Source organism: Micromonospora sp. H61 (assembly GCF_018070325.1).
In the GTDB taxonomy this organism is placed as follows: domain Bacteria; phylum Actinomycetota; class Actinomycetes; order Mycobacteriales; family Micromonosporaceae; genus Micromonospora; species Micromonospora salmantinae.
Map to the genome: position 1 here is coordinate 29631 of NZ_JAGPXY010000005.1, position 26169 is coordinate 55799.

Genomic DNA, 26169 nt, shown 5'->3' on the forward strand with positions numbered 1-26169 from the left:
GCCCCTGATCCGCCTGACGAGTAAGGACGCCCGTGGCCAACGTCGACAGCATCGCCGTAGCGCCCGCCGAACCGGATCCGACGCCGCGGCCCGGGCAGGCATCCCGGCCCGCCGCCGCCCGCGCCGGGCTGTCCCGGGTACGCGCGCTGGTGGCCGTCGCCCCGGCGGTGCTCACCGATGGCGCGGTGATCGCGTTCGCGCTCTTCACAGTGCTCTACCACCTGGCCTTCCTGGGTGACCTGCGTCCGTCGGTCACCTTCCGGATCTGGCTGCTGGCCTGTGTGGTGCTCGCGGTCGTGGCCGTGCTGCGCGCCCGCCGCCGCACCCCGGCCGACAGCACCCCGGCCGACAGCGCGCCGGCGGCACAGGAGCCCGTCAGCGCGCGGCCCGCCGCCGACCGTCGCCTGCTGATCGGTGTGCTGGCCGCCGCCGCCGTTGCCGCCGTCTCCGCCGGTCTGGCCAACACCAGCGTCAACGTCTCCTGGTGGATCCCGGCCGTGTCCGGCCTGCTCGCGGCCGTCGGCGGGATGCTGCTGGTGCGCCAGGCATGGCTGAGCGGCCCGACGCCCACCCCGGCCGCCCCGGCACCCACCCCGGCGCAGTCGGCGTACGCGCTGGTCGTGTCGGTCCTGGTCGGCATCTCGTCGTTCTTCATGGCTCGCAACACCCCGGACGACGTCTACTACGTCGGCAAGTCGGTGTGGATCGCCGAGCGTGACCTGATCCCGCTCAACGACTTCCTGTTCTCCGAGAACGTGCTGCCGTCGATGGGCTCGCAGCCGCCCATCCCGTCGATCGAGGTGTTCGACGGCGCGTTCGCCAACGTCGTCGGCATCCACGCCAGCTCGGCACTCTGGTACGTGCTGCTGCCGATCATGGCGGTGCTCGCAGCGCTGGCGTTGTGGCGGCTGACGCACCGGTGGGCCCCGCGCCGTCCGGTGCTCGCCTTCACCGTGGCGATCGCGTACCTCTACCTCGTCGCGGGCGGGGACGCCGCACTGGGCACGTTCCACCTTCCCCGGCTGCACGAGGGCAAGGGCATGTTCGTCTCGGCGGTCATCCCGCTGATGTGGCTCTACCTGACCGAGTGGTTCGACAACCGGTCGCGGCGCAGCCTGCTGCTCATCGTGGCGCTCTCGATCACCGCGATCGGGCTCACCAACACCGCGGCGATCATCCTGCCGATGCTCGTCGGCGCCGCCGGGTTCGCCATGCTGCTGGTCGGCCGGTGGAAGGCGGCCGTGGTCGCGGCGGTCGCCGCCCTCGCGTACCCGATCGGCTCGCTGGTGGTCTCCCGCCTGGTGCTCGGCGGGATGAGCGCGACGGGCGCGGACGACGCCTTCTTCGACGCCGCGTACACCTACCGGCGAACCCTGCTGTTCGGCGTGGTCGGGGTGATCAGCGGTCTGGCGCTGTGGTGCGGCGCGTTGCTCGCCCGTCGGCGTACGCCCGCGCTGCTCGCCGCCGGCGCCGCCCTCGCGCTGAGCGTGTTGTTCGTGCCCGGCGTGCTGGAGTTGCTGAGCGCGTTGAGCGGCATCTCGGTGGTGCTCTGGCGCGTGCCGTGGTTGCTCGCCCTGCCGACGTTGATCGGTCTGCTCTGCACGGTGCGCGTGCCGGCACCGACCCGGGCGCTGCGCCGGGCGGCGTCCGGGGGGATCGCGGTGCTGCTGGTCGCCTCGTTCGCGCTGTTCGCCACCCCGATGTGGTCGCCGAAGAGTTGGGTCGACGTGCACGACCGCCCCACCTGGAAGCTTCCGCAGCAGCGTCAGGCGATCGCGTTCTGGATCAAGGACCTGGACCGTCCGCAGGGCCTGCTGCTCGCCCCTAAGACGATCATGCGCACCACGCCGATCGTCACCAGCGAGGTCCGGGTCGTGCTGCCCCGCGACTTCTACCTCGTCGAGTACGACCTCAGCTCCCAGTTCGCCAAGGACCGCCTGCTGCTCGCCGGCTTCGCGGACGGCGCCGCCAGCCCGACGCCGGCCGAGTTGACGCCGGCACTGGACCGCCTCGACGTGGGCACCATCTGCGTCTACAACGGCAACCGCTACGCCCGCGACACCGCGCCGCAGCTGGGTTACCAGGAGTTCGCCAAGCGCAAGGCGCCCGGCGCGATGACCTGCTTCCGGCGGGTCGGCTGAGCGCTTCACCCGCACCGAGCGCCCGGCCCCGTGGTGGGGTCGGGCGCGCCCCGGTTCGGAACTTTGCCCGAAATGGTGCCGGATACCCGAGCGACACCGAGCTGTCCCCTCGCGTTAAGGTCGCAGTCACACGGAGCCGGCCGCGACTGAGCCGCTGCGCGACGGGGGAGTGACGTCGGTCCATCACGGGCACCGCCCGCAACGAAATCTCGTAGGGAGCGAACTCGTTTGTTCGGCACGTTGACAGGACGCCTCGGGGTGGCCGCCCAGAGTGCGCTGCTGGTACTGGCCTACCTGGTCATGCTCGTCGGTGGCGTATTCGGTTGGATCGGCCTGTTCGCCGTCGCCGGGTTGGCCGCCATCATCGGCGAATTCGCCGTCGCCCGCTGGTCACCGCCGTCGCAACTGCTGTTGGAGAAGGTGGGCCTGCACTGGTCGTACCGGCAGCTGACCCGCGACCTCGCCGCCGTGTTGCTGGTCGTCGCCGAGGTGCGGCTCAGCGGCGGCGAGCTGACCCTCCTGCTGGTGCTACCGGCCGTGGTGTGGGTCGTGTCGGTCTTCGCGGGTGCGCTCTCCACAATGATCGAGCGTCGTAACCCGCTCTCCGCCATGGTGCGCAACATCGACCTGGGTCCACTGTCCAGCGCCCCACAGCCGCCCGCCTGGGCGGCGGCGGTTGCCGGTGACCGGATGCCGCTGCTCAACCTGCTGCTGGTGCCGGCCGGCGTGGCCGCCGCGGTGCAGCACGATCCGACGCCGTTCTTCGTGGCCGGCGCGGTGGCGGTCGTGGCGACCGGTCTGGTGGGCGCCATCATCGCGCTGACCTGGCTGCGGGGTCGGGGTGCCGGGCAGGGTCCGTTGCTGCCGGCGGTCCAGCGCTGGCTGGACAACTACCGGCCGGAGGTGGCGCTCTACTTCGCCGGCCCGGCCAAGGACGTCTACCAGGCGAACATGTGGCTCGCCCCGACCGAGGCGCTCGAACAGCGCGCGGTGGTGCTGATGCGCAGCCGGGAGGCGTTCCTGGAGCTGGCCGACACCCGGCTGCCGGTGATCTGCGTACCGGCCGGCGTCGACTTCATGAACCTCGACCTCGGCGGCATCCGCGCGGCGCTCTACTCCGCGAACGTCGGCGCGAACATCCACATGCTCCGCGAGCCGGGTACGAAGCACGTCTTCGTCGGGCACGGCGACAGCGACAAGCAGGCCAGCGTCAACCCCTACAGCAAGGTGTACGACGAGGTCTGGGTCGCCGGCCTGGCCGGCCGGGAGCGCTACGCGCGGGCCGGCGTGGGGGTGCTCGACTCGGACATCGTCGAGATCGGCCGGCCGCAGCTCGCCGGGGTGCACACCTTCGGTGCCGAGTCGGTGGACCGGCCGTTCACGGTGCTGTACGCGCCCACCTGGGAGGGTTGGCTCGACGACGACCCGTACCACACCTCGCTGGTGCTGATGGGTGAGCGGATCGTCAAGGGGCTGCTCGCCACGAATCCCCGGGTCCGCCTGATCTACAAGCCGCACCCGCTCACCGGGTCGCGGTCCAAGGCGGCGAAGGCCGTGCACGACCGGATCGTCACGGCGATCCGCGCGGCCGGCGGCAACCCGGACGCGTCCTCGCTGGACGGCACCGCGCACCTGGTGGTCACCGGCCGCACGCCGGCGCTGTTCGACTGCTTCAACCAGACCGACCTGCTGATCAGCGACGTGTCCAGTGTGGTGTCCGACTTCGTGCAGAGCCAGCGGCCGTACGTGGTGGCCAACCCGGCCGGCCTGTCGGAGGACGACTTCCGCCGCGAGTACCCGACGGCTCGGGCCGCGTACCTGCTCTCCAAGGACTGCGGTGAGCTGGAGAAGATCGTGTCGGTCACCCGGGCCGGTGACGACCCGATGACCGAGGCCCGCCGGGAGCTGAAGACCTACCTGCTCGGCCCGGCCGAGGCGAACCCGATGGACCGGTTCCAGCAGGAGATCGACCGGCTCTGCCACTGAGTTCCGTCCGTACGGCATCGCGCCCGGCCCGACACTGTCGGGTCGGGCGCGTCCGTGTCAGCCAGCAGGGCGACCACGGATCAGGCCAGCAGAGCGGCCACCGGATCACCCCAGCAGAGCGGCCACCGGATCAGGCCAGCAGAGCGGCCACCGCGTCGGCGGCCGGAAGGTCCGCCGGCAGCGCCCGCGCCGCCACCACCGCCGCGACCGGCAGCGGGCCGTACACGTGCGGGAAGAGTTGCCCGCCGCGCGACGGCTCCCACCGCAGCGCGTCGCCCAGCCGCTCCTCCTCGACGCTGAGCATTGTCACCCCGGTCGCCCCGGTGAAGTACCGCCGTGCCGTCTCGACCACCTGGTCGGAGCCGGAGAGATGGATGAAGCCGTCCTGCCGGTCCACCGCGGAGCCGGTGAAGGCACCGGCGGCGAGGGCGTCGTCCCATTCGGCGCTCGACAGCAGTTTGTAGATCACCACAGCAGCGTACGGGGCCGTGGTCGGCGCGCCCGCCCGGTTTTCGCCGGTACCGCCGCGCCCGTCGCCTCCCGCCGGGCATGCTCAGGTCAAGGGCCGCGGAGGGATGGGCGATGCAGAGCTACGACGATGACTGGACCGACAGCCAGCGCGCGCTGTACGACGAGTGCTACCAGGCTGGCGGCGAGTGGGCCGACGACCCGGACACGTCGTCCGACGACGTGCAGCACGTGATCAACCTGGCCGAGGCGGACGACGACGCCTTCCAGGACGCCGAGATCGACTATCCGGCCCTGGTCGACGCTGTCACCCAGGCCAGCGGGGTCAGCGTCACCAGCGTGCCGGCCAGCCACGAGGACCCGGGCTTCCGCGGGTTCACCGACGGCGTCCGGGACGCCACCGCCGACGACACCTTCGGCCTGTAGCGGCCGGTAGCCCGCCCGGCGCGGGTGGGCGGCCTCCCGGTCCGCGCGCACTTCTGCCACCATTCGCAGAACAGCGCTGCGAGGGACGGGGGCACGGGTGCGGATCCTGCTGGTGGAGGACGACCGCCGGGTGGCCGCTGCGCTGTCCTCCGCCCTCACCCGCCGGGGGTACGAGGTCGAGCACGCCGCCACCGTTGCCGCCGCGCTCTCCGCCGCACCCTGTGACCTGGTGCTGCTCGACCTGACGCTGCCCGACGGGGACGGCACGGACCTGTGCCGGGAGCTGCGTCGGCGCAGCAGTCAGCTCGGCATCATCGCGGTGACCGCCCGGGGTGAGGAACGTGACCGGGTGCTGGGTCTGCGCCTGGGCGCGGACGACTACGTGGTCAAGCCGTTCTCGATGGTGGAGTTGCAGGCCCGCATCGAGGCGGTGTTGCGCCGTGCCGCGAACGCGGCGCCCGAGCGGCACCTCATCGAGGCTGGGCCGGTCCGCATCGACGTGGCAGCGCGGACGGTGACCGTCGAGGGCCGTGCCGTCACGTTGACCCGCAAGGAGTTCGACGTGCTGCTCTCGCTGGCCCGCCAGCCCGGGGTGGCGGTGCCCCGCGACCGGATCCTGCTCGACGCCTGGGGCACCACCTGGGCCGACCGGCACACCGTAGAGGTGCACGTCGGCTCGCTGCGCGGCAAGCTCGGCGACTCCCGCCTGGTGGAGACCGTACGCGGCGTCGGCTACCGACTGCGCGACGCGTGAGGAGCTGACGTGCGCCGTCGCCTGGTGATCAGCTATCTGCTGCTGATGGTCCTCGTCCTCATCGCGTTGGAGACCCCACTGGCCGCCACCATGGCCAGCCGCGAGACCGAACGGGTCCGCGCCGACCGGCTCGCCGACGCCACCCGGTTCGCCTCGCTGGCCGGTCCGGCGTTGCGTGACGGCGGCCCTGGCCCGATCGAGTCGGAGCTGACCAGCTACGACGACCTGTACGCGATCAGCGCCGCGATCGTCGACCGGGACCGGAACATCCCGGTCTCGTCGCCGAGGTGGCAGGCCAGCCCGGGGACCGCGACGGTGCTGGACGTCGCGCTGTCCGGGCAGCAGACCAGCGCCCCCGAGTCGGTCTGGCCCTGGACGACCGACCCCGTGGTGGTGGCGGTGCCGATAAACGACGGAGGTGAGGTGCTCGGAGCGGTGGTGATCGTGACCCCGGCCGGCCCGATCCGCCGAGCCGTCGTCGCGTGGTGGCTGCTGCTCGCCCTGGCCGGTCTGCTCGCCGTGCTGGCCTGCGTGCTCACCGCGTTCGGGCTGGCCGGTTGGGTGCTGCGACCGGTCACCGAGCTGGACGCGGTCACCCACGAGATCGCCGAGGGCGACCGGGGCGCCCGGGTGCAGCACCGGCTGGGACCGCCGGAGCTGCGCCGCCTCGCGGCCAGCTTCAACCACATGGCCGACGTGGTCTCCGACGTGATGGACCGGCAGCGTGCCTTCGTCGCGCACGCCAGCCACCAACTGCGCAACCCGCTCACCGCGCTGCGGCTGCGGGTGGAGGAGTTGGGGCCCAGCCTCACCGACCCGGACGGTCGGTCCGAGCACCGGCTGGCCCTGGAGGAGACCGACCGGCTCGCGCTGGTGCTCGACGCGCTGCTCACCCTCGCCCGCGCCGAACGGGAGGAGAACGAGCGCGTCACGGTGGACGCCGCCGCGGTGGCCGCCTCCCGGGTGGCCGCGTGGGCGCCGCTGGCCCGGCACCGGTCGGTCGCGTTGCGGCTGGCCACGACCGACGCCCCGGCGTACGCGCAGACCGTGCCGACCGCCGTCGACCAGGCGCTGGACGCGCTCATCGACAACGCGGTGAAGTTCAGCGGGGCGGGCGGGGCGGTGACGGTGACGGTGGCCCGCCGCGACGGCGGGGTGGCGCTGGAGGTTCGCGACTCCGGCCCCGGCATGACCGAGAGTCAGCTCGGTCAGGCGACCGAGCGGTTCTGGCGGGCCCCGGACGCGCAGAACGTGGACGGGGCGGGGCTCGGTCTGACCATCGCCGCCGTGCTGGTGGACGCCTCGGACGGGCGGCTCACCATGCGCCCGGGGGAGTCGCGGGGGCTGATCGCCGCCCTGTGGTTCCCGACGCCGACCCTTGCGGTGGAGTCGGCGGAGGAGGAACCGGCCGCCGACCTGCGACCCTCCCCGGCGCGGTGAGGCCCGGCCGTCACGGTTTGGTGGCGCGGTACCAGGACGCCGCGCCCGGGTGCAGCGACAGCGGCGCGGTGACGATCGCCGAGCGGGGGCTCATCCGTCCCGCCGCCGGATGGGCGGCGGCCAGCTCGGCCCGGCGTTCCATCAGCAGCCGGGTCACCTCACGGACCAACGGCTCCGGCAGGTCGGCCCGGACGATCAGGTAGTTCGGGTCGGCCACGGTGGTCACCGCGTCCACCCCGTACACCGAGCGGGGGATGTCCCGGGAGACGTAGACCTGGCCGTAGCGCGAGCGCAGCGGCTCGGTCCACTCGCTGAGGTCCACGATCCGAATGGCGCTGGCCTCGGCCAACTCCTCGATGCCCCGGACCGGCAACCCACCGGAGAAGAAGAACGCGTCGATCCGCCCGGACCGCAGCGCCGTCACCGAATCGTCCAGTCCGAGCCGTTCCCGGCGCACCTCGTCACCACCGAGGCGGGCCACCTCCAGCAGCCGGGTCGCGGTGATCTCGGTGCCCGAGCCGGCCGCGCCGACGGAGACTCGCCGGCCCCGCAGGTCGGCGACAGTACGGACCGGGCCGCCGCTCGTGGTGACGAGGTGCAGTTGGTCGTCGTACACCCGGGCGACGGCATCGACAGTGGGGCTTCCCGCCGTGCTGGTGGGCAGCACGTCGGCCTGGGTGAAGCCCAGCTCGGCCCCGCCGGAGCCGACGAGTTGAACGTTCTCCGCCGAGGCGGCGGTGACCACCACGCTGGCCCGTACGTCGGGGAGTTCCCGGTTGAGGATGGCCGCCAGGGACTGCCCGAACGCGTAGTAGACAGCGGTGGGGCTACCGGTGGCGATCCGGATCGACGTCGGGTCGGTCGGGGTGTCCCGGCAGCTGGCGACGGCCAGGTTCGCGATCAGCAGGACCGTCGACAGGGTGGCCAGGCCGGCGCGGCGGGACGAGGTACGACTCACGCGGTGCACTGTGCGCCGTCGGGCGGGTGCGCGCAAGCCCGGGTTGGCGGTGTCCCGGACGGTCGGAACCCGCTCAGCAGGCGGCGCGACCTGCCGGCGCCACGCCCGCGCCCCGTGCCGACGCCGGGGTCACCCCGGGCGCCGTCCCGGGTTCCGCCATCGGCCCGCGCGCCGGCTCCAACGCCGCGCTGCGCAGGATCCGTTGCCGGTCCGCGCCGTCGGCCACGCTGACCAGGAAGCAACCGGTGCCGGGGCGGAGCCGGGCCGGCACGTCGAGCACGGCCGCGCCCCGGATCAGCACCGCGGCCAGCTCCCGGTCGGTGAGCCGGACACCGAGGATGTGCCGGCGGACGTGCCGCCCGGCGGCCAGCAACGCCGAACGCCAGGCCGCCTCCGCCAGGCGGGTCACCAACCGCCGGCGGGCCGGTGAGGCGCCAGGCAGCGGCCCGCCGAGCAGCTCGCGTCGCCCCTGCCACCAGCCCGCGTCCAACATCCGGGTGTACGCGCCCTGGTGCTCCCGGGGCACCCACAGCCGGTGCAGCTCGTAGCGGCGACGCAGGCCGCCGACGGCCACCTCGTGGGTGACCGGGATGTCGAGCCGGTTGAGCAGTTGCCGCATCCGCTGCGCGGCGTCCTCCCGGTTGAACTCCACCCCGGCGGTGTGCTCGGCACGGACCGCGCTGGGCCGGGCGGCGGTCGGTGGTGGTGTGCAACGCAGCAGGCAGGCAGCCTCGAACGCGTCGCCCAGTGTCAGCCAGCCCAGCGGGGACGGGGCGGTCGGGGTGTGGGGCCGGTCGAGCACTGCGGGTTCGTGGGTCAACGGAGGCTCCCTTGTCGGAGTCTGGGTTGCCCTACCGTGGCCCCTGGCACGCCGTTACGGAACCGGTCCGGCCCAGCCTTGAGCAAATCTTGCGGCTGCGGTGCCCCTACAGGTCGGTGACCACCAGATCCAGCTGGCGCACCCGGCCCGCGGCAGTGTCGTGCTCCAGCACTGTGTGCTTCAACTCCCGCAGGGCGCCCACCAGCTCCGCGGCGGTGCGCGGCCGGGCGCCGGCGACGAGCAGGTCCCGGACCAGACGCCCCTTTGTCGCCTTGTTGAAGTGACTGACCACCGAGCGGACCGGCACGCCGTCGACCTCCCGTTCGTGCAGAACCCGCACGGTGACCGTGCGCTCGGCCAGCTCACCGCGCGGCGTCCAGGTGGCGGCGTACGCGCCCGAGCGCAGGTCCAGCACCGGGCCGCGCCCGGCGGCGGCGTCCACCGCCGGCGTCAGCTCCCTGCGCCAGTACGTCGACAGCGCCCCGACGTCGGGCAGGCGGGCGCCGATCGGGCAGCGGTACGGCGGGATCCGGTCGGCCAACCGGACCGCGCCCCACAACCCGGAGCTGATCAGGATCGACCGGCGGGCCGCCCGTTGCGCCGTGGCCGGCAACGAGGCCAGGTCCAACGCCTCGTAGAGCACCCCGGTGTAGAGCCGCTCGGCCGGCGCGGTGGCCGCCTCCCGCAGTCGGGCGTTGCGCCGCAGCTCGCCCCGCTGGCCCTCGCTGAGGCCGAGCGCCGCCCGCGCGGCCTCCTCGTCCGGCCCGGCGCTCAGCGCCACAAGGGCGTCCAGCACCCGCTGGCGGGCCGGGTTCAGCTCGGGCAGCGAGAGCCGGTCCGGGGCCCAACGCCGTCCGGTGCCGGCGTCGGCCTTCCCCTCCGAGGGCGGCAACAGGATGAGCATGGGTCTCCTCGACGGGCGAAACTGCGGCGCCCACGCGCCGGCCCGGCCAGCGTACGACCAGCCCCTACCGCCAGGGCCGCACCGGGGTGTCGGGGTGGTACACGCGATAGCCGCCGACCTCCCGCACCGGCGCGGTGTCGGCCCGGTCGGCGAGCAGCCGGCGCAGCCGACGGTCCATCGGCGAGTCGATCTCCACCACGTAGCCCGGCCGCTCGGCCCGCCCCACCTGCCGCCAGTACGGCCGGTAGCGGTTCTGTCCCGGCGACAGGTCCCCGTCGAGCACCCCGCAGACCACCGACTCATCCGTGTTGAAGATCAATCGGTTGCAGGTCCAGTAGTCCCCGTACACCTCGTGGGGTCCGTCGGCGCGTAGGGCGGCGGCCAACTCCCGGGCCTGGCGCTCCTCGGTCCGCGACGCCGCGGTGCCGGTGGCCGCGAACAGCACGGTGATCACTAGGGTGGTGACGGTCAGTGCGGCCAGCACGGCGGCGGACAGCGCGCCGGTGAGCCGTCCCAGCACGCTGCTGGTGCCCCGCCAGGCGGTGAGCGCCGCCACCCAGAGCGGCCAGAGCACCGCCGGCAGCGACAGTTGCAGCACCGACAGGTAGCGGGCGTTGTCCAGCGGGCTGGTCGCGGCGAGCGGACTGCGCACGTACGACAGCAGTGTCAACGCCGCGCCGGCGATCAGCGCGAGCTGCACGACCGGCCCGACCCGCTCCCCACGCAGCGCCCCGGCCCCGCGTCCGACCCGCTCCCCGTGGGGCGCCCCGACGGCGCGACGGTACGCGAGCACAGCGAGTGCCGCGCCGGCCAGCAGCAGCACCGGGTACAGCACGCCGAACCACTGTTGCCAGCGTCCGCAGCCGTCCACCGGGCAGAGCCCGTGCGCCAGCGGCACCCCCTCCAGCAGGCCGCCCCGGATCCGGTCGGACCACGGCGGCTGCGGCCCGGCCTTGGTGCTGATCTCCCGGAACACCGACAGCGAGTCCTCACCGGGCCCGGCCCGCAGGTTGTCCACGATCATCGGGGCCACACCGACGACCACCCCCGCCACCAGCATCAGACCGGACCAGCCGAGCAACTCCCGCCGTACCGCCCAGACCAGTGCCAACCCGGCCACCGCGAGGTACGGCAGGATCAGCCAGTCCGACCAGACGGCCAGTCCGACGAGCAGCCCGAACAGACCGATCGCGAGCCGTCGGCGGTGGACAGTGCCGGCCGCCAACCCCACTGTGATCAACAGCATCAGCAGCACCGCCGGCTTCACCTCCGGCCGCCCACCGACGACGGTGAGCTGGTCGCGCACCACCCGCTCCGGCCCGAGCGCGAGCAGACCCACCACGAAGGCGGCGAACCACGGGGTGCCGAGCCGACGGGTCAACCGGTGGATCAGGTAGAGGAAGATCGCGTACAGGGCGAGCATCGGCAGGCGCAGCACCGGCCAGCTCGGCCCGGCCACCGCCACCAGGGGAGCGGCCAGGTACGACTCCAGCATCCCCATGTAGTGCTGGCCGTAGAGGAAGACCGGGTGTTCCCGGCCCTGCCCGATGTGCAGCGCGGCGAGCCCGAAGGTCGCCTCGTCGCTGTTCGACACCGGCACCGTGAACAGCGTCAGGACCAGCCGGTAGACGACACCGGCGAGCCCGAACAGCAGCGCGACGAGCGCCGGCCGATCGAGTCGCGGGCGCCATCGCCCACGGTGGTGCTCTGGATGCGACACGACCAACGCCCCCGTCGTCGTCCCGACCGGAGTGTTTCACGTTCGGCCGGGTCGCCGAGGTGGATCGGCGTAGCCGGGGTGGGGCTGGATCGTCTCCACGGTGGCCGGGCCGCAGCGCGCTGCCGGGCTCGGCTCGCGTGGCCGTGGCTGTCGACGTGTGGCAGGGTTGGCGCGTGCCACCCACTCCCGCCGGCCAACTGGCCGTTCCGAACCTGCACCGGGCTGCGCGGATCGAGGACGCCGTTCACCAGCTCGTCGAGCGCCGGCTGCGGCGCACCGGCTGGCGGGTCAACATCGTCGCGTACACCGGCTACGGCGCGCCGGGTTGGGTGCGCGTGATGTGTCGGGTGCTGCTGGGCCGTCCGGACACCCGCCAGCGGGGTCGGCTGGACAAGGTTCGCGGCTGGCGCAGCTTCACGACGCTGCCGAACAAGCACGTCACGGTGACCATCGAGGCCGGCGGGGTGCGGCACGAGACGCGGGCCGACCGCAGCGGCTTCGTCGACACCCTGGTCGAGGCGGACCTGCCGCCCGGTTGGGGTACGGTCCGGCTCAGTGTCCCGGACGCCGAGCCGGTCGACGCCCCGGTGCGCATCCTCGACCCGGAGGTCAAGTTCGGCATCATCTCCGACATCGACGACACGGTGATGGTGACCGCGCTGCCCCGGCCGCTGCTCGCCGCATGGAACACGTTCGTGCTCGACGAGCACGCCCGCAACGCGGTGCCCGGCATGGCGGTGCTCTACGAGCGGCTGGTCACCGCGCACCCCGGCGCACCGGTGTTCTACCTCTCCACCGGGGCCTGGAACGTGGCGCCCACGCTGACCCGCTTCCTGTCCCGGCACCTCTATCCGGCCGGGCCGCTGCTGCTCACCGACTGGGGTCCGACCGCCGACCGGTGGTTCCGCAGCGGGCGGGAGCACAAGCGGGTCACCCTGGCCCGGATGGCCAAGGAGTTTCCCGACGTGAAGTGGCTGTTGGTGGGCGACGACGGGCAGCACGACCAGGAGATCTACCGCGAGTTCGCCGCCGCCCACCCGGAGAACGTCGCCGGGGTGGCGATCCGTCGGCTCTCCCCGACGCAGTCGGTGCTGGCCGGTAGCCTGCCTGCCCCGGCAGGTGCGTCGTCGGCGGGACCGGTGGGGCAGAAGTGGCTCTCCGCCCCGGACGGCGCCGGCCTGTGGCAGCTGCTGCGCGACGCCGGCCTGGTCTGACCACGCCCGTTGGCCACGAAGACGAGTTACCGGCCTTCGAACACGTCCTCAAGCACGAGTCTTGCCCGGCCTGGCACCTCTTCTTCAGGGAAGATCTCGGCACAGAGGCTGAGCACCTGCTCGGTAGTGGTCAACTCGAGATGCTCCACCAGGAATCGGATGTCTTCGGCGTCCCGACGTCGCGCGGCGAGCACTTTCATGGCGAGCAGGTGTTCCGGGGACGCTGCCGAGACCCGTAGGCCTGGGTGGTCGAAGACGCGCGGCGCTGCTGCGTCGCCCCCGGCGGCGACGTATGCGCTGGCTTGTTCGTTCAGCCACCAATGCGGTAGGCCGAGTTCATCCGCGACAGCCCGCGCTTCATCGAGCACGATGCCGTGTGGTTGGAACACCGCGTCGATGTCCCGGGTTGCTCGCCGCGCGTCGTATGCCAGCGCCATGGCAGCCCCGCCAAAGATGTACAGGTCAGCGACCACACCTCTCTTGGCTAACCGGTCGCCGAGTCTGCGTAGGGCGTTTTCGATCGCCGCCCGATCCAGCAGGGGGTCGTCGAGGCTCATGCGACTTTCAACTCCTGCGGAGAGACGAACACGCCTCGCCGCCGGAACGCCGCAGGCGCGTGAACGACCGCGTCGACCCGGGCAGCGGGCGTGTTGAAGGGGAACCAGAACCGCCGCAGCGTCCGCCGCTCAACCCACGCAGGCGCGCCACACCCGTCCTTGGCGGCAAGGTGCTCCGTCATTGCCGCAAGGAACACGTCCCAACGCTCGTCACCCGTAGACGGTGGCTCTTGGGTGAGCAGGTCAACGCGGCGCTCGGGCGGTTCCCAGCCATACTCCTCCAGGAACTCCGCCACCAGACGCCACCGTTGTGTGTCGTCGCGGCCGACGAGCAGGACGCCCATACGCGCCATCGTCAACGGCTCATACCTCGCAGGACGACTGTTCACACCACCAACGCTAGTACAGCGAGAGACATATCTGCCGTAAGGCTCTTTCCCCCGAGCTTGTCGTCGCCACGGTCCAGGCCGGCCGGGTGTTCGGCCGGTGCCGGTGGCGGCACGGGTCAGCCCTGGCGGAGCCAGACGGCACCGAGCGGGGGGACCTGGAGGGCCGCCGAGGCGACCATTCCGTGCCACGGCACGTCCTCGGCGTGCACCGCACCCATGTTGCCCACCCCGGAACCGCCGTAGTGGTGGGCGTCGGTGTTGAGCACCTCGGTCCACGTCCCGCCGGCCGGCAGGCCGATCCGGTAGTCGTGCAGTGGCTGGGCGGAGAAGTTCGCCACGCACACCAGCGTCGAGCCGTCCGGGGCGATCCGGACGAACGACACGGTGTTGTTGGCGACGTCGTCGCCGGCGATCCAGCGGAACCCGGCCGGCTCGGTGTCCTGGGCCCAGAGCGCCGGAGTTTCCCGGTAGACCCGGTTGAGGTCACCGACGAGTCGTTGCACGCCGGCGCGGGCCGGGTCGTGCAGCAGGTACCAGTCGAGGCCGCGTTCCTCGCTCCACTCCCGGTCGTCGGCCAGTTCGGAGCCCATGAAGAGCAGTTGCTTGCCGGGGTGGGCCCACATGTACGCCAGCAGCGCCCGCACGTTCGCCAGCCGCTGCCAGGTGTCACCGGGCATCTTGCCGGCCAGTGAGCCCTTGCCGTGCACCACCTCGTCGTGGCTGATCGGCAGCACGTAGTTCTCGCTCCAGGCGTACGCCAGGGAGAAGGTGAGCTGGTGGTGGTGGTGCTGGCGGTAGATCGGGTCCTTCGAGGTGTAGAGCAGGGTGTCGTGCATCCAGCCCATGTTCCACTTGAACCCGAAGCCCAGCCCGCCGTCGGCGGTGGGGCGGGTGACGCCCGGCCAGGCGGTGGACTCCTCGGCGATCATGACGACGCCGGCGTGGTGCTTGTAGACGGTCGCGTTCACCTCCTGCATGAGCGCGATGGCCTCCAGGTTCTCCCGGCCGCCGTACTTGTTCGGGGCCCACTCGCCGTGGTTGCGGGAGTAGTCCAGGTAGAGCATCGAGGCGACCGCGTCGACCCGCAGCCCGTCGACGTGGAACTGGTCGCACCAGTAGAGCGCGTTGGCGACCAGGAAGTTGCGTACCTCGTTGCGGCCGAAGTCGAAGACGTACGTGCCCCAGTCGGGGTGCTCGCCGCGCCGCGGGTCGGGGTGCTCGTAGAGCGGGGTGCCGTCGAAGCGCGCGAGGGCCCACTCGTCCTTCGGGAAGTGCGCGGGCACCCAGTCCAGGAGTACGCCGATGCCGGCGGCGTGCAGCCGGTCGACGAGGTGGCGGAACTCGTCCGGGTCGCCGAATCGGGAGGTCGGCGCGTAGTAGCCGGTCACCTGGTAGCCCCAGGAGCCGCCGAACGGGTGCTCCATCACCGGCAGGAACTCCACGTGCGTGAAGCCCAGTTCGGTCACGTACGCGGTGAGTTGCTCGGCCAGTTCGCGGTAGCCCAGGCCGGGCCGCCACGAACCAAGGTGCACCTCGTAGACGCTCATCGGTTCCTGGTGCGGCTGTCGTTCGGCCCGCCGGGCCAGCCAGTCCGCGTCGTCCCACCGGTACGTCGAGTGGTGCACCACCGAGGCGGTGGCCGGCGGCACCTCGGCGTACGCGGCGAGGGGGTCGGCCTTGTCCCGCCACTGCCCGTCGGCGCCCAGCACCCGGTACTTGTAGCGGGCCCCGGCCCGGGCGTTGGGGACGAACAGCTCCCACACCCCGCTGGAGCCGAGCGACCGCATCGGCCAGCCGTCGTCGGGGCCCCAGCCGGTGAAGTCGCCGATCACCCGCACCCCACGGGCGTTGGGCGCCCAGACGCTGAACGCCACGCCCTCGTCGAAGACCCGGGCGCCGAGCGCCTCCCACAGTCGCTCGTGCCGGCCCTCGCGGATCAGGTGCAGGTCCAGCTCACCGAGGGTCGGCGGGTAGCGGTACGGGTCGTCGTGGGCGGTGCCGTCGACCTCCACCCGGTAGTCGAGCACTGTGCCGTCGACCTGCGCCTCGAAGACACCCACGTCGTGCACCCGCTTCATCGGGTGCCGCTCGTCGCCGACGATCAGGGCGACGTCGCCGGCGCCCCGGCGCATCGTGCGGATCGTCGTCGAGCCGTCGGCGGGGTGCGCGCCGAGCAGCGCGTGCGGGTCGTGCGTCGCGCCGGAGATCAGCTGGTCCATCGGTCGTCCTTCGGAGCGGCGTCGGTCGGTACGGGGACGGACGGGCGGGTGGCCGCTCGGCGCGGTGGGGTCGGAACCGGGCCCGACCGGCGGGGCGGAGTCGGAACGGGAGCTGTCGACGCGGCAGCTGTCGACGCAGGAGGCGCCGGAGCAGGAGGCGTCGGTGCAGGAGCTGTCGGCGCAGGAGGTGTCGGCGCAGGAGGTGTCGGGACGGGAGCTGTCGGCGCGGTGCCGCCGGAAAGGTCGTCCGGCACCTCGGCGACGGTGAGGTCGGCCGGCTCGGCGCCCGCCGGCTCCGGCGGGGTCGGCGGGGTCGGGCGACGCACTGTCAACACGTGCGCGGGTTGCAGGTACGGGTCGAGCCGTACCGCGTTGCGCTGACCCCAGTCGTAGCTGGTGCCGGTCAGCTCGTCGTGCACCGTGAACCGTTCGTGCCAGTCGAAGCCGAGCGCCGGCATGTCGAGGGTGGTGTTGCCCCACTGCACGACGCGCGGGTCGAACGAGCAGATCACGATGACGGTGTTGCCCGTTTCCGGGTCGTGCTTCGACCAGCAGAGCAGCGCCGGGTTGTCGATCTCGTGGAAGCGCAGGTTGCGGAGCTGGTGCAGGGCCGGGTTGTGGTGGCGTACCCGGTTGAGGGTGGCCAGGAACGGCGCCAGCGAGCGGCCCTGCGCCTCGGCGCCGGCCCAGTCCCGGGGTCGCAGCTGGTACTTCTCGTTGTCCAGGTACTCCTCGGCGCCCGGTCGGGCCACGTGCTCGAACAGCTCGTAGCCCGCGTACAGGCCCCAGGAGGGGGAGAGCAGCGCGGCCAGCACCGCCCGGATCTTGAACATCGGTGGGCCGCCGTGCTGCAGCGACTCGTGCAGGATGTCCGGGGTGTTCGGCCAGAAGTTCGGCCGCATGTAGTCGGCCGCCTCGATCAGCTCCTCGCAGTACGCCCGCATCTCGGCCGCCGTCGTGCGCCAGGTGAAATAGGTGTACGACTGGGTGAAGCCGATCTTGCCGAGGCCGTGCATGATGGCCGGCCGGGTGAACGCCTCGGCCAGGAACAGCACGTCCGGGTCGACCGCCTTCACCTCGGCGATCAGCCAGTGCCAGAAGTCGAACGGCTTGGTGTGCGGGTTGTCCACCCGGAAGATCCGGATGCCCTCGCCGACCCAGTGCAGCACCACCCGCAGCACCTCGGCCCGGATGCCCTCCGGGTCGTTGTCGAAGTTGACCGGGTAGATGTCCTGGTACTTCTTCGGCGGGTTCTCCGCGTACGCGATGCTGCCGTCGGCCCGGGTGGTGAACCACTCCGGGTGCTCGGTGACCCAGGGGTGGTCCGGCGCGCACTGCAACGCCAGGTCCATCGCCACTTCCAGGCCCTGTGCCGCCGCCGCCTGGATGAAGGCCCGGAAGTCCGCCTGCGTACCCAGGTCGGGGTGGATCGTGTCGTGGCCGCCCTCGGCGGCGCCGATCGCCCACGGCGAGCCGACGTCGGTCGGCCCGGCGGTGAGCGCGTTGTTCGGGCCCTTGCGGTTGACCCGGCCGATCGGGTGGATCGGCGGCAGGTAGAGCACGTCGAAGCCCATCGCGGCCACCCCCGGCAGCCGCTCGGTGGCGGTCGCGAAGGTGCCGGACCGGCCGCCTGCCGCTCCTTCGGAGCGGGGGAAGAACTCGTACCAGGCCGAGTAGAGCGCCCGCTTGCGGTCAACCCAGATCGAGTACGTGTCACCGGCGGTGACCAGCTCCCGCACCGGGTGCTCCCAGAGCAGGTCGGCCAGGGCCAGCGCCCTGTCGACCCGCTGCGCCAGCGGCAGGTCGGTGTCGACCAGCGCGGTGAGCGCGTCGGCGACCCGGGGTCGATCGGCGGTCGGCACGAGGCCCCGGGCGGCGGCGAGCACCCGCGCGCCCTCGGCCAGGTCGTTGGCCAGGTCCTCCGGCCCCTGCCCGGCGGCGATCTTCTTGGTCACCGCGTTCTGCCAGGTCAGGTACGGGTCCTGGAACGCCTCGACGGAGAAGGTCCATGAGCCGACGGCGTCCGGTGCGATGGTGGCGTGCCAGCGGTCCTGGCCGGGCTCGCCGGGGCGCATCCGGGTGAACGGCCGGCTCGCGCCGTCCGGACCAGCCCACACCACGTTGCAGCCCAGCGCGTCGTGCCCCTCCCGGTAGGCGCGCGCCGACACCGGAACGGGCTCGTCGACCACCGCCTTGGCCGGGTATCGCCCGCACGAGACGACAGGGGAGACGTCTTCGATCGGGAACCGTCCAGTCACCCCGCCAACCTACTGCGCGAGATCCGTTCGCGCGCGGCCAAGCACCCCACCCGCTACTCCTCCCAGCTCCCCCACGGCGACATCGCTCAGACCGCGCGTCGAGAAGTGTCACGTATCGGCAGTATTACGTGACGGAGGTGCAGAGCATGCGGTTGGACAGCAAGGGCCAGGTGACGATCCCGGCGGCGCTGCGGGCTCGATACAACCTGCACGAGGGCGACGAGGTTGACGTGGTTGAGGAGGGCGGTGCCCTCCGCATCGTTCGAGTCCACGGTGCCGAAACCCGGGGCCGCGGGCAACCTGGTGATCAACCCCATCGTGTACGCCGAGGTGTCGGTCCGTTTCGACCGGATCGAGGAGCTGGACGAGGCGTTGCCGGCGGAGGACTTCCTTCGCTCCGTCGTTTCCGCGATCTTGCACTTTCTGTCGCGAGATAAAGAGCATTCCGCGCATTTCGACGACAGAAAGTGCAAGATCGAGGTTGGTCCCGTCGATCATGGAGTTGTGGTGCCTGTTTTGACGCTATAACTAGCACTTCGTCGCCCACCGCAACTCCATGATCGACGAGGCGGTGCGGGCGTTGACGAACAGCCACTCCAGCGTCATGCAGCGGCGGTGTCGGCGCGACCCAGATGCGACGGTTTCCTGAAACCCGAGTGGATCTAGGTCGGGTGAGGGGCAGAACGGAGTCAGGCGGGCGGGTTCGGCGCCACGAACGACCCCTTGCCCTGGTGCACCTCGATCCAGCCCCGCTCATCCAAGATCCACAGAGCCCGCTTGATCGGGTTGTCGGACGAGTTGTACTGGCGGGCGAGTTCAGCGATGGTTGGCAGCTTGTCGTCGGGCTTGAGGGTGCCGCTTCGGATCGACGTCGTGATGTCATCGACGACCTGCTCGTAGACAGGCTTGCGGGGCATGGTGGGACCACCTCTCGTCAGCCTGTACAGAGTCTCACCACGCGCGACACAGTCTGGACCCTGTGTTGACTCTGGCTACTTAGGGTCCTAAGTTGGACTATGTCGGAGGTCCTCTCGTCAGCAGCGGAGTGCCTCATCAGGGGCGGGTGGCTTCCCGTGTCATACCGCCTCTGACCTGCATCCCCCATCACCAACCACTCCCAGCAGTCGGTACCTCCATCACCCATCAATTCGTCGCGCCCCGAGGAGGCACAGTTGGACGAGCGACTGCCGGACGAGCCGCTGCCGCCCGCGTATCCCATTGCCGGGGCGCGACCTCCGCAGCCGGACGGGGATCGGGTGCCCGCTCCGGCCCGGCCGACGCGGGCGCCGCTCACCCGGCGGCAGTACGCCTACGGCATCGCGATCGCGGTGGTCGTACTCGTGCTGGTTGTGATTGGGGTCCTGCGGTGAGCGCGACGGGCCGGCGGTGAACGAGCTGCCGGTGGGTCGCCGGGTCGCGCAGTGGCGGGTCCGGCGGAACATGACGCAGCAGCAGTTCGCCGACCGGCTCGGCAAGTCGAAGAGTTGGGTGGACAAGGTCGAGCGTGGGGTACGCCGGTTGGAGCGGGTGTCCAACCTCCGGGAGGTCGCCGAGACGCTGCGCATCGACGTGGAGGTCCTGCTGGCGGCCCAGCCCGCGCGGCCGACTCCGGTTGCCGGGGTGGACGGGGTCCGGACGGCGCTGGCCCGCTACCACCTACCGGGCGCGGACCGACCGCCGCTGGTGGAGGAGTTGGCTGCTCGGCTGGAGCATGCCGAGCAGAGCTATCGGCACGCGCGGTACCCGGCCTTGCTGGCACTGCTACCCGGTCTGCTCGACGCCGTCCGCGAAGCGCACGCCGCTCGCCCCATCGCGACGGACGCGCTGCTCGTGTCGGTGTACGCACTCGTCGCGCTGGTGCTGGTCAAGGTCGACCAGGGGGAGTTGGCCTGGCTGGCCGCCGACCGTGGAATGACCGCCGCCCTGGCGACCCACGACCCGCAACTGGCCGGCCTCGCCACCGTGTCACTGAGTCAGGCCCTGCGGTCCCGTGGTCGACGGCGCTCCGCCCTGGACGCCGCGCTCGTCGCCGCGGACCGCATCGGCGCGCACGGGGTCGGCGGTGTGTCCCCAGCCAGCGTGGGACTACGCGGGACGCTGCTTCTTCAAGCCGCCCTCGCCGCGGCAGGCGGGGGAGACGGACGCGTCGCCCGTCAGTCACTCGACCAGGCCGAGATGATCGCCCGAGCCGTCGGCCCGGACGGCTCCGGGGGTGGTGCTGGCTCCGAGGGTTCGGGCTCTGGCGGTGTGGTCTTCGGTGTCGGGGGTTTCGGTCAGGCGGCGGTCGAGGCGGCCCGGGTGGTGGCCGATGCGGCCCTCGGCGACGTCACCGTGGCGACGGCCCGGCACGAGCGGCTGGTGACCGGCGACGAGTGGCGAAGCCTGCCGCCCGAGCACCGGGCCGCATACCTCCTCGATGTGGCCCGGGTGTACGCCCTGGCCGGCGAGATGCACCGCGCGGGCCGGGCGGTCCTCGACGCGGAGCGCACCGCCCGCAGTGAGGTGCACGACCGGCCGGCGGTACGAAAGCTGGTCACCGTCGTGTGGCGCTCCGCCGACGCGCCCGCCGGCATCGTCCAGCTCGCCACCACCCTCGGTGTCGCCTGACGGCCGCCACCTGGTCTCCCTGGCGGTTGGTGGCGGGCCGGTGCGGGGGGAACCAGTCAGCGCGGTGGACCTTCGGGGGATTGGCCGTCGTGACCGAACTTTCGGCACCGTTGACGGTCTCGCCGGGGCGGACCGCCGAACCGGAGGTGCCGTAGCCTCCGGCCATGATCGAACGGGTGAGAGTCGCGGTCGTCGGTGTCGGTAACAACACCTCCGCACTGGTGCAGGGGCTTGCTCTCTACCGCCAGAGCGGCAGCCTGGTCGGAATCCGCAGGCCGACGATCGACGGCCTCGGAGTGGGGGACATCGACATCGTGGCGGCCTTCGCCACCTCCGAGGAGAAGATCGGTCGGGACCTGACCGAGGCGATCTTCCTGGCGCCCAACAACTTCCCCCGGCTGAACTGCGACCTGCCCAGAGCGGGTGTGCCGGTCACGAAGGGCCTCGTCGGCGCGAGCGAGGTGCAGCGGGTGGCAGCGGCGCTGGCAGGGGCGGAGGTGCTGCTCTACTCGGCGCCAAGTGGCCGACCGGAGACTGCCCGGGCGTACGCCGAGGCGGCCCACACGGCGGGCGTCGCCTTCATCAACACCACCGCCGACCCGGTCGCCCGCGATCCACAGCTGCTGGACAGCTTCGAGGCTGCCGGTCTGCCGTTGCTCGGCGACGACCTGGCGAGCCAGTTCGGCACCTCGGTGTTGCACAACGCGCTGCTGCGGCTCCTGAAGGAGCGCGGCCTGACGCTGGTCAGCTCCTACCAGGTCAATCTGGGCGGCACCGAGGACTTCCGCAACCTGGTCGAGAACCCCAACACCAAGAAGCAGTCCAAGCTCAACGCCCTCTCGGAGGCGGACAGCGTCGAGGTGGCGCCGCTCGGTTACCTGCCACATCTCGCGTCGCAGAAGGTGGCTCACCTCAACCTTGAGGCGCAGGGTTGGGGTGAGACAGCGGTGAGCCTCGACGTGAAGCTGAAGGTGCACGACCCGAGTGGCGCCGCCGGGGTCAACATCGACCTCATCCGCATCGCGGCCAGCGCGCTACGGAACGGGCGTGGTGGTCATGCTGCCGAGGCGACGTCGCTGCTCAAGTCTCCGCCGGGCACGGCGATCTGACGTCCGTCTGCCTCAGGCCGCGCCGACGGAGCGGTAGACCTCCAGGGTCTGCCGGGCGATGGCGTCCCAGGAGAAGTGCTGTACCGCGCGCCGCCGGCCGGCCAGGCCGAACCGCTCGGTGCGCGCCGGGTCGGCGAGCAGCGTGTTGATCGCGGCCGCCAGGTCGGCCACGAAGCGGTCCGGCTCCAGTGGGGTGCCGGAGCCGTCGGTGGCCTGCGCGATCGGCACCAGCAGGCCGGTCTCGTCGTCGGCCACGACCTCGGGGATGCCGCCGGTCGCGGTCGCCACCACTGCCGTCTCGCAGGCCATCGCCTCCAGGTTGACGATGCCCATCGGCTCGTAGACCGACGGGCAGACGAAGACCGTGGCGTGCGTGAGCACCTGGATCACCTCGGGCTTGGGCAGCATCTCGGCCACCCAGACCACACCGGAACGGTTGGCCCGCAGCTCGGCGACCAACTCCTCCACCTCGGCGGCGATCTCGGCGGTGTCCGGCGCGCCGGCGAGCAGGACGAGCTGGGTGTCCGCCGGCAACTCCCGGGCGGCCCGCAGCAGGTACGGCAGCCCCTTCTGCCGGGTGATCCTGCCCACGTAGACCACGCTGGGGCGGGACGGGTCGACGCCGAGCCGGTCGAGCACGTCGGTGGCCTGATCCGGGGCGTACTGCACGGTGTCGATGCCGTTGTAGACCACCCGAACCCGGTCGGGGTCGATCTGCGGGTACGCGGTGAGCACGTCGTTGCGCATCCCGCCGCTGACCGCGATCACCGCGTCGGCGGCCTCCATCGCGGTGCGCTCGATCCAGGAGGAGAGCGCGTAACCGCCGCCGAGCTGCTCGGCCTTCCACGGCCGCAGCGGCTCCAGGCTGTGCGCGGTCACCACGTGCGGCACCCCGTGCAGCAGCTTCGCGGTGTGGCCGGCCAGGTTCGCGTACCAGGTGTGGCTGTGCACCACGTCGGTGCCGGCCGCGCCGGCGGCCATCTCCAGGTCCACACCCATCGTGCGCAGCGCGGCGTTCGCGCCGGTGAGGCCCGGCGGTTCGGCGTACGCGGTGACGCCCGGCTCGGTGCGCGGCAGGCCGAAGCAGTGCACCCGTACGTCGGCGAGGCTGCGCAACTCCCGAGCCAGGTACTCGACGTGCACGCCCGCGCCGCCGTAGACCTCCGGTGGGTACTCGCGGGTGAGCAGATCGACGCGCAGCGGGGTGGGTTCCGTCATGACCCCGCACCCTAGTGCAGAAGACTCCCCGTACGAGTGGTGAAGTGGGGCGAGGGTGGATAGCGTCGGGGCATGGCTGCCAAGGTGCTCGCGATCGTCCTGGCGGGTGGGGAGGGCAAGCGCCTGATGCCACTCACCACGGATCGGGCCAAGCCGGCCGTCCCGTTCGGCGGGATGTACCGCATGGTCGACTTCGTCCTCTCCAACCTGGCCAACGCCGGCTATCTCAAGATCGTCGTGCTGACCCAGTACAAGTCCCACTCCCTCGACCGACACATCACCAAGACCTGGCGGATGTCCACGCTGCTCGGCAACTACGTCACCCCGGTGCCGGCGCAGCAGCGTCGTGGCCCGTGGTGGTTCGCCGGCTCGGCCGACGCCATCTACCAGAGCTTCAACCTGATCAACGACGAGCAGCCCGACTACGTGATCGTCTTTGGCGCCGACCACATCTACCGGATGGACCCGCGGCAGATGGTGGAGGACCACATCGCCTCCGGCGCGGCGGTGACAGTGGCCGGCATCCGCCAGCCGCTGTCGATGGCCGACCAGTTCGGCGTCATCGAGGTCGGCGAGGACGGCAAGCGGATCCGCGCGTTCCGCGAGAAGCCCACCGACGCGGTCGGTCTGCCCGACGCGCCGGACGAGATCTACGCCTCGATGGGCAACTACGTCTTCACCACCCGGGCACTCTGCGAGGCGGTCGAGCGCGACGCCGAGGACAAGTCCAGCAAGCACGACATGGGCGGCAGCATCATCCCGATGCTCGTCGAGCGCGGCGAGGCCAACGTCTACGACTTCCGCGACAACGAGGTGCCGGGCAGCACCGACCGTGATCGCGGCTACTGGCGGGACGTGGGAACGCTCGACTCGTTCTACGACGCGCACATGGATCTGATCAACGTGCACCCCGTGTTCAACATGTACAACTTCGACTGGCCGATCTACACGGAGCAGCCGCCGTGGCCGCCGGCGAAGTTCGTGCACCAGTGGGGTGAGCGGGTCGGCCGGGCGGTCGGCTCGATGGTCTCCCCGGGTGTGGTGATCTCCGGCTCGCTGGTGGAGAACTCGATCGTCTCGCCGAAGGTGCGGGTGCACTCCTGGGCGCACGTCGAGGGCTCGGTGCTGATGGAGGGTGTGGAGATCGGCCGGCACGCTGTGGTCCGGCGGGCCATCCTGGACAAGAACGTGTTCGTCCCGGAGGGCGTCGAGATCGGCGTCGACCTGGAGAAGGACCGGCAGCGCTACACCGTTTCCGACAACGGCATCGTGGTGATCGGCAAGGGCCAGAAGGTCCTGCCGTGACCGACAGGCACTCCCCGAGGAGGATCCCGCAGTGACCCACCCCCGTGCCGGCCAGCTCGCCGAGCCCGCCGACCTGGTCGACGTGCCGCGCCTGGTGACCGCCTACTACGCCGAGCATCCGGATCCCGCGGACCCGGCCCAGCAGGTCTCCTTCGGCACCTCCGGCCACCGCGGCTCCAGCCTGCGCAACGCGTTCAACTCCGACCACATCCTCGCGGTCACCCAGGCGCTCTGCGACTACCGGCGTGAGCAGGGGCTGGACGGGCCGCTCTTCCTCGCCCGGGACACCCACGCGCTCTCCGCGCCGGCCGCTGTGGACGCCCTGGAGGTGCTCGCCGCCAACGGGGTCACAGTGCTGGTGGACAGCCGCGACGGCTACACCCCGACCCCGGCGCTGTCGCACGCGATCCTCACTCACAACCGTGGGCGGACCAGCGGGCTCGCCGACGGCATCGTCATCACCCCGTCGCACAACCCGCCCGACGACGGCGGTTTCAAGTACAACCCCACAAACGGTGGGCCGGCCGACACCGACGTGACCCGGTGGATCCAGGACCGGGCCAACGCCATCCTCGCCGCAGGGCTCAAGGAGGTCCGCCGGATCACCTACGCGCGGGCGCGGGCCGCCGACACCACCGGGGAGTACGACTTCCTCGCCAACTACGTCGACGACCTGCCGGCCGCGATCGACATCGACGCCATCCGCGACGCGGGGATCCGCATCGGCGCGGACCCGCTGGGCGGGGCGAGCGTGGCGTACTGGGGTGAGATCGCCGAGCGGCACCGCCTGGACCTGACAGTGGTCAACCCGACTGTCGACCCGACCTGGCGATTCATGACCCTGGACGGCGACGGCAAAATCCGGATGGACTGCTCCTCGCCGAACGCGATGGCGTCGCTGATCGCCGCGCGGGCCGACTACCAGATCTCCACGGGCAACGACGCCGACGCCGACCGGCACGGCATCGTCACCCCGGACGCCGGGCTGATGAACCCCAACCACTACCTGGCGGTGGCGATTCGCCACCTGTTCCGCACCCGCACCGAGTGGGGGCCGGACGCCGCTGTGGGCAAGACCCTGGTCTCCTCGTCGATGATCGACCGGGTCGCCGCCGACCTGGGTCGCCCGCTGCTGGAGGTGCCTGTCGGCTTCAAGTGGTTCGTACCCGGCCTGCTGGACGGCGCTGTCGGGTTCGGAGGCGAGGAGAGCGCCGGGGCGTCGTTCCTGCGACGCGACGGCTCGACCTGGACCACCGACAAGGACGGCCTGCTGCTCTGCCTGCTCGCCGCCGAGATCCAGGCCACCACCGGCCGCAGCCCGAGCGAGCACTGGGCGGAGTTGGCCGAACGCTTCGGCGCGCCCTCGTACGCCCGGATCGACGCCCCGGCCACCCGGGAGCAGAAGGCAGTGCTCGGCAAGCTCTCCCCGGAGCAGGTCACCGCCACCGAGCTCGCCGGTGAGCCGATCACCGCGACGCTGACCACCGCCCCCGGTAACGGCGCGGCGATCGGTGGCCTCAAGGTCAGCACCGAGTCCGGCTGGTTCGCCGCCCGTCCGTCCGGCACCGAGGACGTCTACAAGATCTACGCCGAGTCCTTCCAGGGCCCCGACCACCTCAAGAAGATCCAGGAAGAGGCCAAAGCCCTGGTAGGCCAAGCCCTGGCCCCCTAACCGC

Annotated in this window: 22 protein-coding genes and 2 pseudogenes; 13 read left to right on the forward strand and 11 right to left on the reverse strand. The window is 71.6% G+C overall.

From position 1 onward, the window contains the following. The first annotated feature begins 32 nt into the window (after positions 1-32). Together KBX08_RS04730 and KBX08_RS04735 are read left to right on the forward strand one after the other, a co-directional pair. The gene (locus tag KBX08_RS04730) at positions 33-2141 is read left to right on the forward strand and encodes a DUF6077 domain-containing protein (RefSeq protein ID WP_210781316.1); all 2109 of its coding nucleotides are present in this window, start codon (positions 33-35) and stop codon (positions 2139-2141) included. Between the two features lie 228 nt (positions 2142-2369). Then, positions 2370-4127 carry a CDP-glycerol glycerophosphotransferase family protein gene (locus tag KBX08_RS04735; RefSeq protein WP_210781317.1) on the forward strand — a complete coding sequence of 586 codons (1758 nt, stop codon included), beginning with the start codon at positions 2370-2372 and terminating at the stop codon, positions 4125-4127. A 130-nt stretch (positions 4128-4257) separates the two neighbouring features. Here the strand turns inward: KBX08_RS04735 and KBX08_RS04740 are convergent, their stop codons facing one another. Next, the gene (locus KBX08_RS04740) at positions 4258-4596 is read right to left on the reverse strand and encodes a DUF952 domain-containing protein (RefSeq protein WP_210781318.1); all 339 of its coding nucleotides are present in this window, start codon (positions 4594-4596) and stop codon (positions 4258-4260) included. A gap of 113 nt (positions 4597-4709) precedes the next feature. Between KBX08_RS04740 and KBX08_RS04745 the strand changes: the two genes are divergently transcribed. The 3 genes from KBX08_RS04745 to KBX08_RS04755 all read left to right on the forward strand — a co-directional run bounded on the left by KBX08_RS04745 (position 4710) and on the right by KBX08_RS04755 (position 7215). Next, complete coding sequence (locus KBX08_RS04745) at positions 4710-5021, forward strand: hypothetical protein (RefSeq protein WP_210781319.1); 312 nt, start codon at positions 4710-4712, stop codon at positions 5019-5021. Between the two features lie 97 nt (positions 5022-5118). After that, positions 5119-5775, forward strand: a complete 657-nt coding sequence (locus KBX08_RS04750; protein ID WP_210781320.1) for a response regulator transcription factor — start codon at positions 5119-5121, stop codon at positions 5773-5775. Between the two features lie 9 nt (positions 5776-5784). Further along, entirely contained in the window at positions 5785-7215 is a 1431-nt protein-coding gene (locus tag KBX08_RS04755) for a HAMP domain-containing sensor histidine kinase (protein ID WP_210781321.1), read from the forward strand. Positions 7216-7225: 10 nt separating this feature from the next. Here the strand turns inward: KBX08_RS04755 and KBX08_RS04760 are convergent, their stop codons facing one another. From KBX08_RS04760 to KBX08_RS04775, 4 genes are all read right to left on the reverse strand, one after another. After that, a complete protein-coding gene (locus tag KBX08_RS04760) occupies positions 7226-8182 on the reverse strand; it encodes a TAXI family TRAP transporter solute-binding subunit (RefSeq protein WP_210781322.1) in 957 nt (318 codons plus the stop codon). Positions 8183-8246: 64 nt separating this feature from the next. Beyond that, positions 8247-8993, reverse strand: coding sequence for a hypothetical protein (locus KBX08_RS04765; RefSeq protein WP_238688061.1), 747 nt, complete (start codon positions 8991-8993; stop codon positions 8247-8249). A 106-nt stretch (positions 8994-9099) separates the two neighbouring features. Next, on the reverse strand, positions 9100-9897 hold the full coding sequence (gene yaaA, locus KBX08_RS04770; RefSeq protein WP_210781323.1) for a peroxide stress protein YaaA: 798 nt from the start codon (positions 9895-9897) through the stop codon (positions 9100-9102). A gap of 64 nt (positions 9898-9961) precedes the next feature. After that, complete coding sequence (locus tag KBX08_RS04775; RefSeq protein ID WP_210781324.1) at positions 9962-11617, reverse strand: glycosyltransferase family 39 protein; 1656 nt, start codon at positions 11615-11617, stop codon at positions 9962-9964. A gap of 173 nt (positions 11618-11790) precedes the next feature. On the opposite strand from KBX08_RS04775, the gene KBX08_RS04780 reads away from it, so the two are divergent. Beyond that, a complete protein-coding gene (locus tag KBX08_RS04780; RefSeq protein WP_210781325.1) occupies positions 11791-12831 on the forward strand; it encodes an App1 family protein in 1041 nt (346 codons plus the stop codon). Between the two features lie 26 nt (positions 12832-12857). On the opposite strand, the gene KBX08_RS04785 is transcribed toward KBX08_RS04780, so the two are convergent. The 4 genes and pseudogenes from KBX08_RS04785 to KBX08_RS04800 all read right to left on the reverse strand — a co-directional run. Then, positions 12858-13388, reverse strand: coding sequence for a DUF6036 family nucleotidyltransferase (locus tag KBX08_RS04785; RefSeq protein ID WP_210781326.1), 531 nt, complete (start codon positions 13386-13388; stop codon positions 12858-12860). After that, positions 13385-13732: a hypothetical protein gene (locus tag KBX08_RS04790; RefSeq protein ID WP_210781327.1), complete on the reverse strand. Its 348-nt coding sequence runs from the start codon at positions 13730-13732 to the stop codon at positions 13385-13387. The genes KBX08_RS04785 and KBX08_RS04790 overlap by 4 nt, the downstream gene beginning before the upstream one ends. A gap of 161 nt (positions 13733-13893) precedes the next feature. Then, positions 13894-15996 (reverse strand): 1,4-alpha-glucan branching protein GlgB, encoded by a 2103-nt coding sequence (gene glgB, locus KBX08_RS04795; protein WP_210781328.1) that lies wholly within the window; start codon positions 15994-15996, stop codon positions 13894-13896. A gap of 212 nt (positions 15997-16208) precedes the next feature. Beyond that, a pseudogene (locus KBX08_RS04800) lies at positions 16209-18254 on the reverse strand (maltotransferase domain-containing protein); the annotation flags it as partial. A 146-nt stretch (positions 18255-18400) separates the two neighbouring features. Between KBX08_RS04800 and KBX08_RS34590 the strand changes: the two are divergent. Then, a pseudogene (locus tag KBX08_RS34590) lies at positions 18401-18466 on the forward strand (AbrB/MazE/SpoVT family DNA-binding domain-containing protein); the annotation flags it as partial. A 34-nt stretch (positions 18467-18500) separates the two neighbouring features. Next, entirely contained in the window at positions 18501-18782 is a 282-nt protein-coding gene (locus KBX08_RS34595) for a hypothetical protein (RefSeq protein WP_210781413.1), read from the forward strand. Positions 18783-18943: 161 nt separating this feature from the next. On the opposite strand, the gene KBX08_RS04815 is transcribed toward KBX08_RS34595, so the two are convergent. Then, the gene (locus tag KBX08_RS04815) at positions 18944-19171 is read right to left on the reverse strand and encodes a winged helix-turn-helix domain-containing protein (RefSeq protein WP_210781330.1); all 228 of its coding nucleotides are present in this window, start codon (positions 19169-19171) and stop codon (positions 18944-18946) included. A 255-nt stretch (positions 19172-19426) separates the two neighbouring features. Here KBX08_RS04815 and KBX08_RS04820 point away from each other — a divergent pair, with 255 nt between their 5' ends. From KBX08_RS04820 to KBX08_RS04830, 3 genes are all read left to right on the forward strand, one after another. Beyond that, complete coding sequence (locus KBX08_RS04820; protein ID WP_247668883.1) at positions 19427-19624, forward strand: hypothetical protein; 198 nt, start codon at positions 19427-19429, stop codon at positions 19622-19624. A 16-nt stretch (positions 19625-19640) separates the two neighbouring features. Then, positions 19641-20861 carry a helix-turn-helix transcriptional regulator gene (locus KBX08_RS04825; protein WP_307850443.1) on the forward strand — a complete coding sequence of 407 codons (1221 nt, stop codon included), beginning with the start codon at positions 19641-19643 and terminating at the stop codon, positions 20859-20861. Positions 20862-21025: 164 nt separating this feature from the next. Further along, positions 21026-21970, forward strand: a complete 945-nt coding sequence (locus tag KBX08_RS04830) for an inositol-3-phosphate synthase (protein ID WP_210781331.1) — start codon at positions 21026-21028, stop codon at positions 21968-21970. A 12-nt stretch (positions 21971-21982) separates the two neighbouring features. Here KBX08_RS04830 and glgA read toward each other — a convergent pair whose 3' ends face one another. Beyond that, positions 21983-23188 (reverse strand): glycogen synthase, encoded by a 1206-nt coding sequence (gene glgA / locus KBX08_RS04835; RefSeq protein ID WP_247668884.1) that lies wholly within the window; start codon positions 23186-23188, stop codon positions 21983-21985. A gap of 72 nt (positions 23189-23260) precedes the next feature. Between glgA and glgC the strand changes: the two genes are divergently transcribed. Beyond that, complete coding sequence (gene glgC / locus KBX08_RS04840; RefSeq protein ID WP_210781332.1) at positions 23261-24493, forward strand: glucose-1-phosphate adenylyltransferase; 1233 nt, start codon at positions 23261-23263, stop codon at positions 24491-24493. Between the two features lie 31 nt (positions 24494-24524). Further along, on the forward strand, positions 24525-26165 hold the full coding sequence (gene pgm / locus KBX08_RS04845; protein ID WP_210781333.1) for a phosphoglucomutase (alpha-D-glucose-1,6-bisphosphate-dependent): 1641 nt from the start codon (positions 24525-24527) through the stop codon (positions 26163-26165). Positions 26166-26169: the final 4 nt, after the last annotated feature.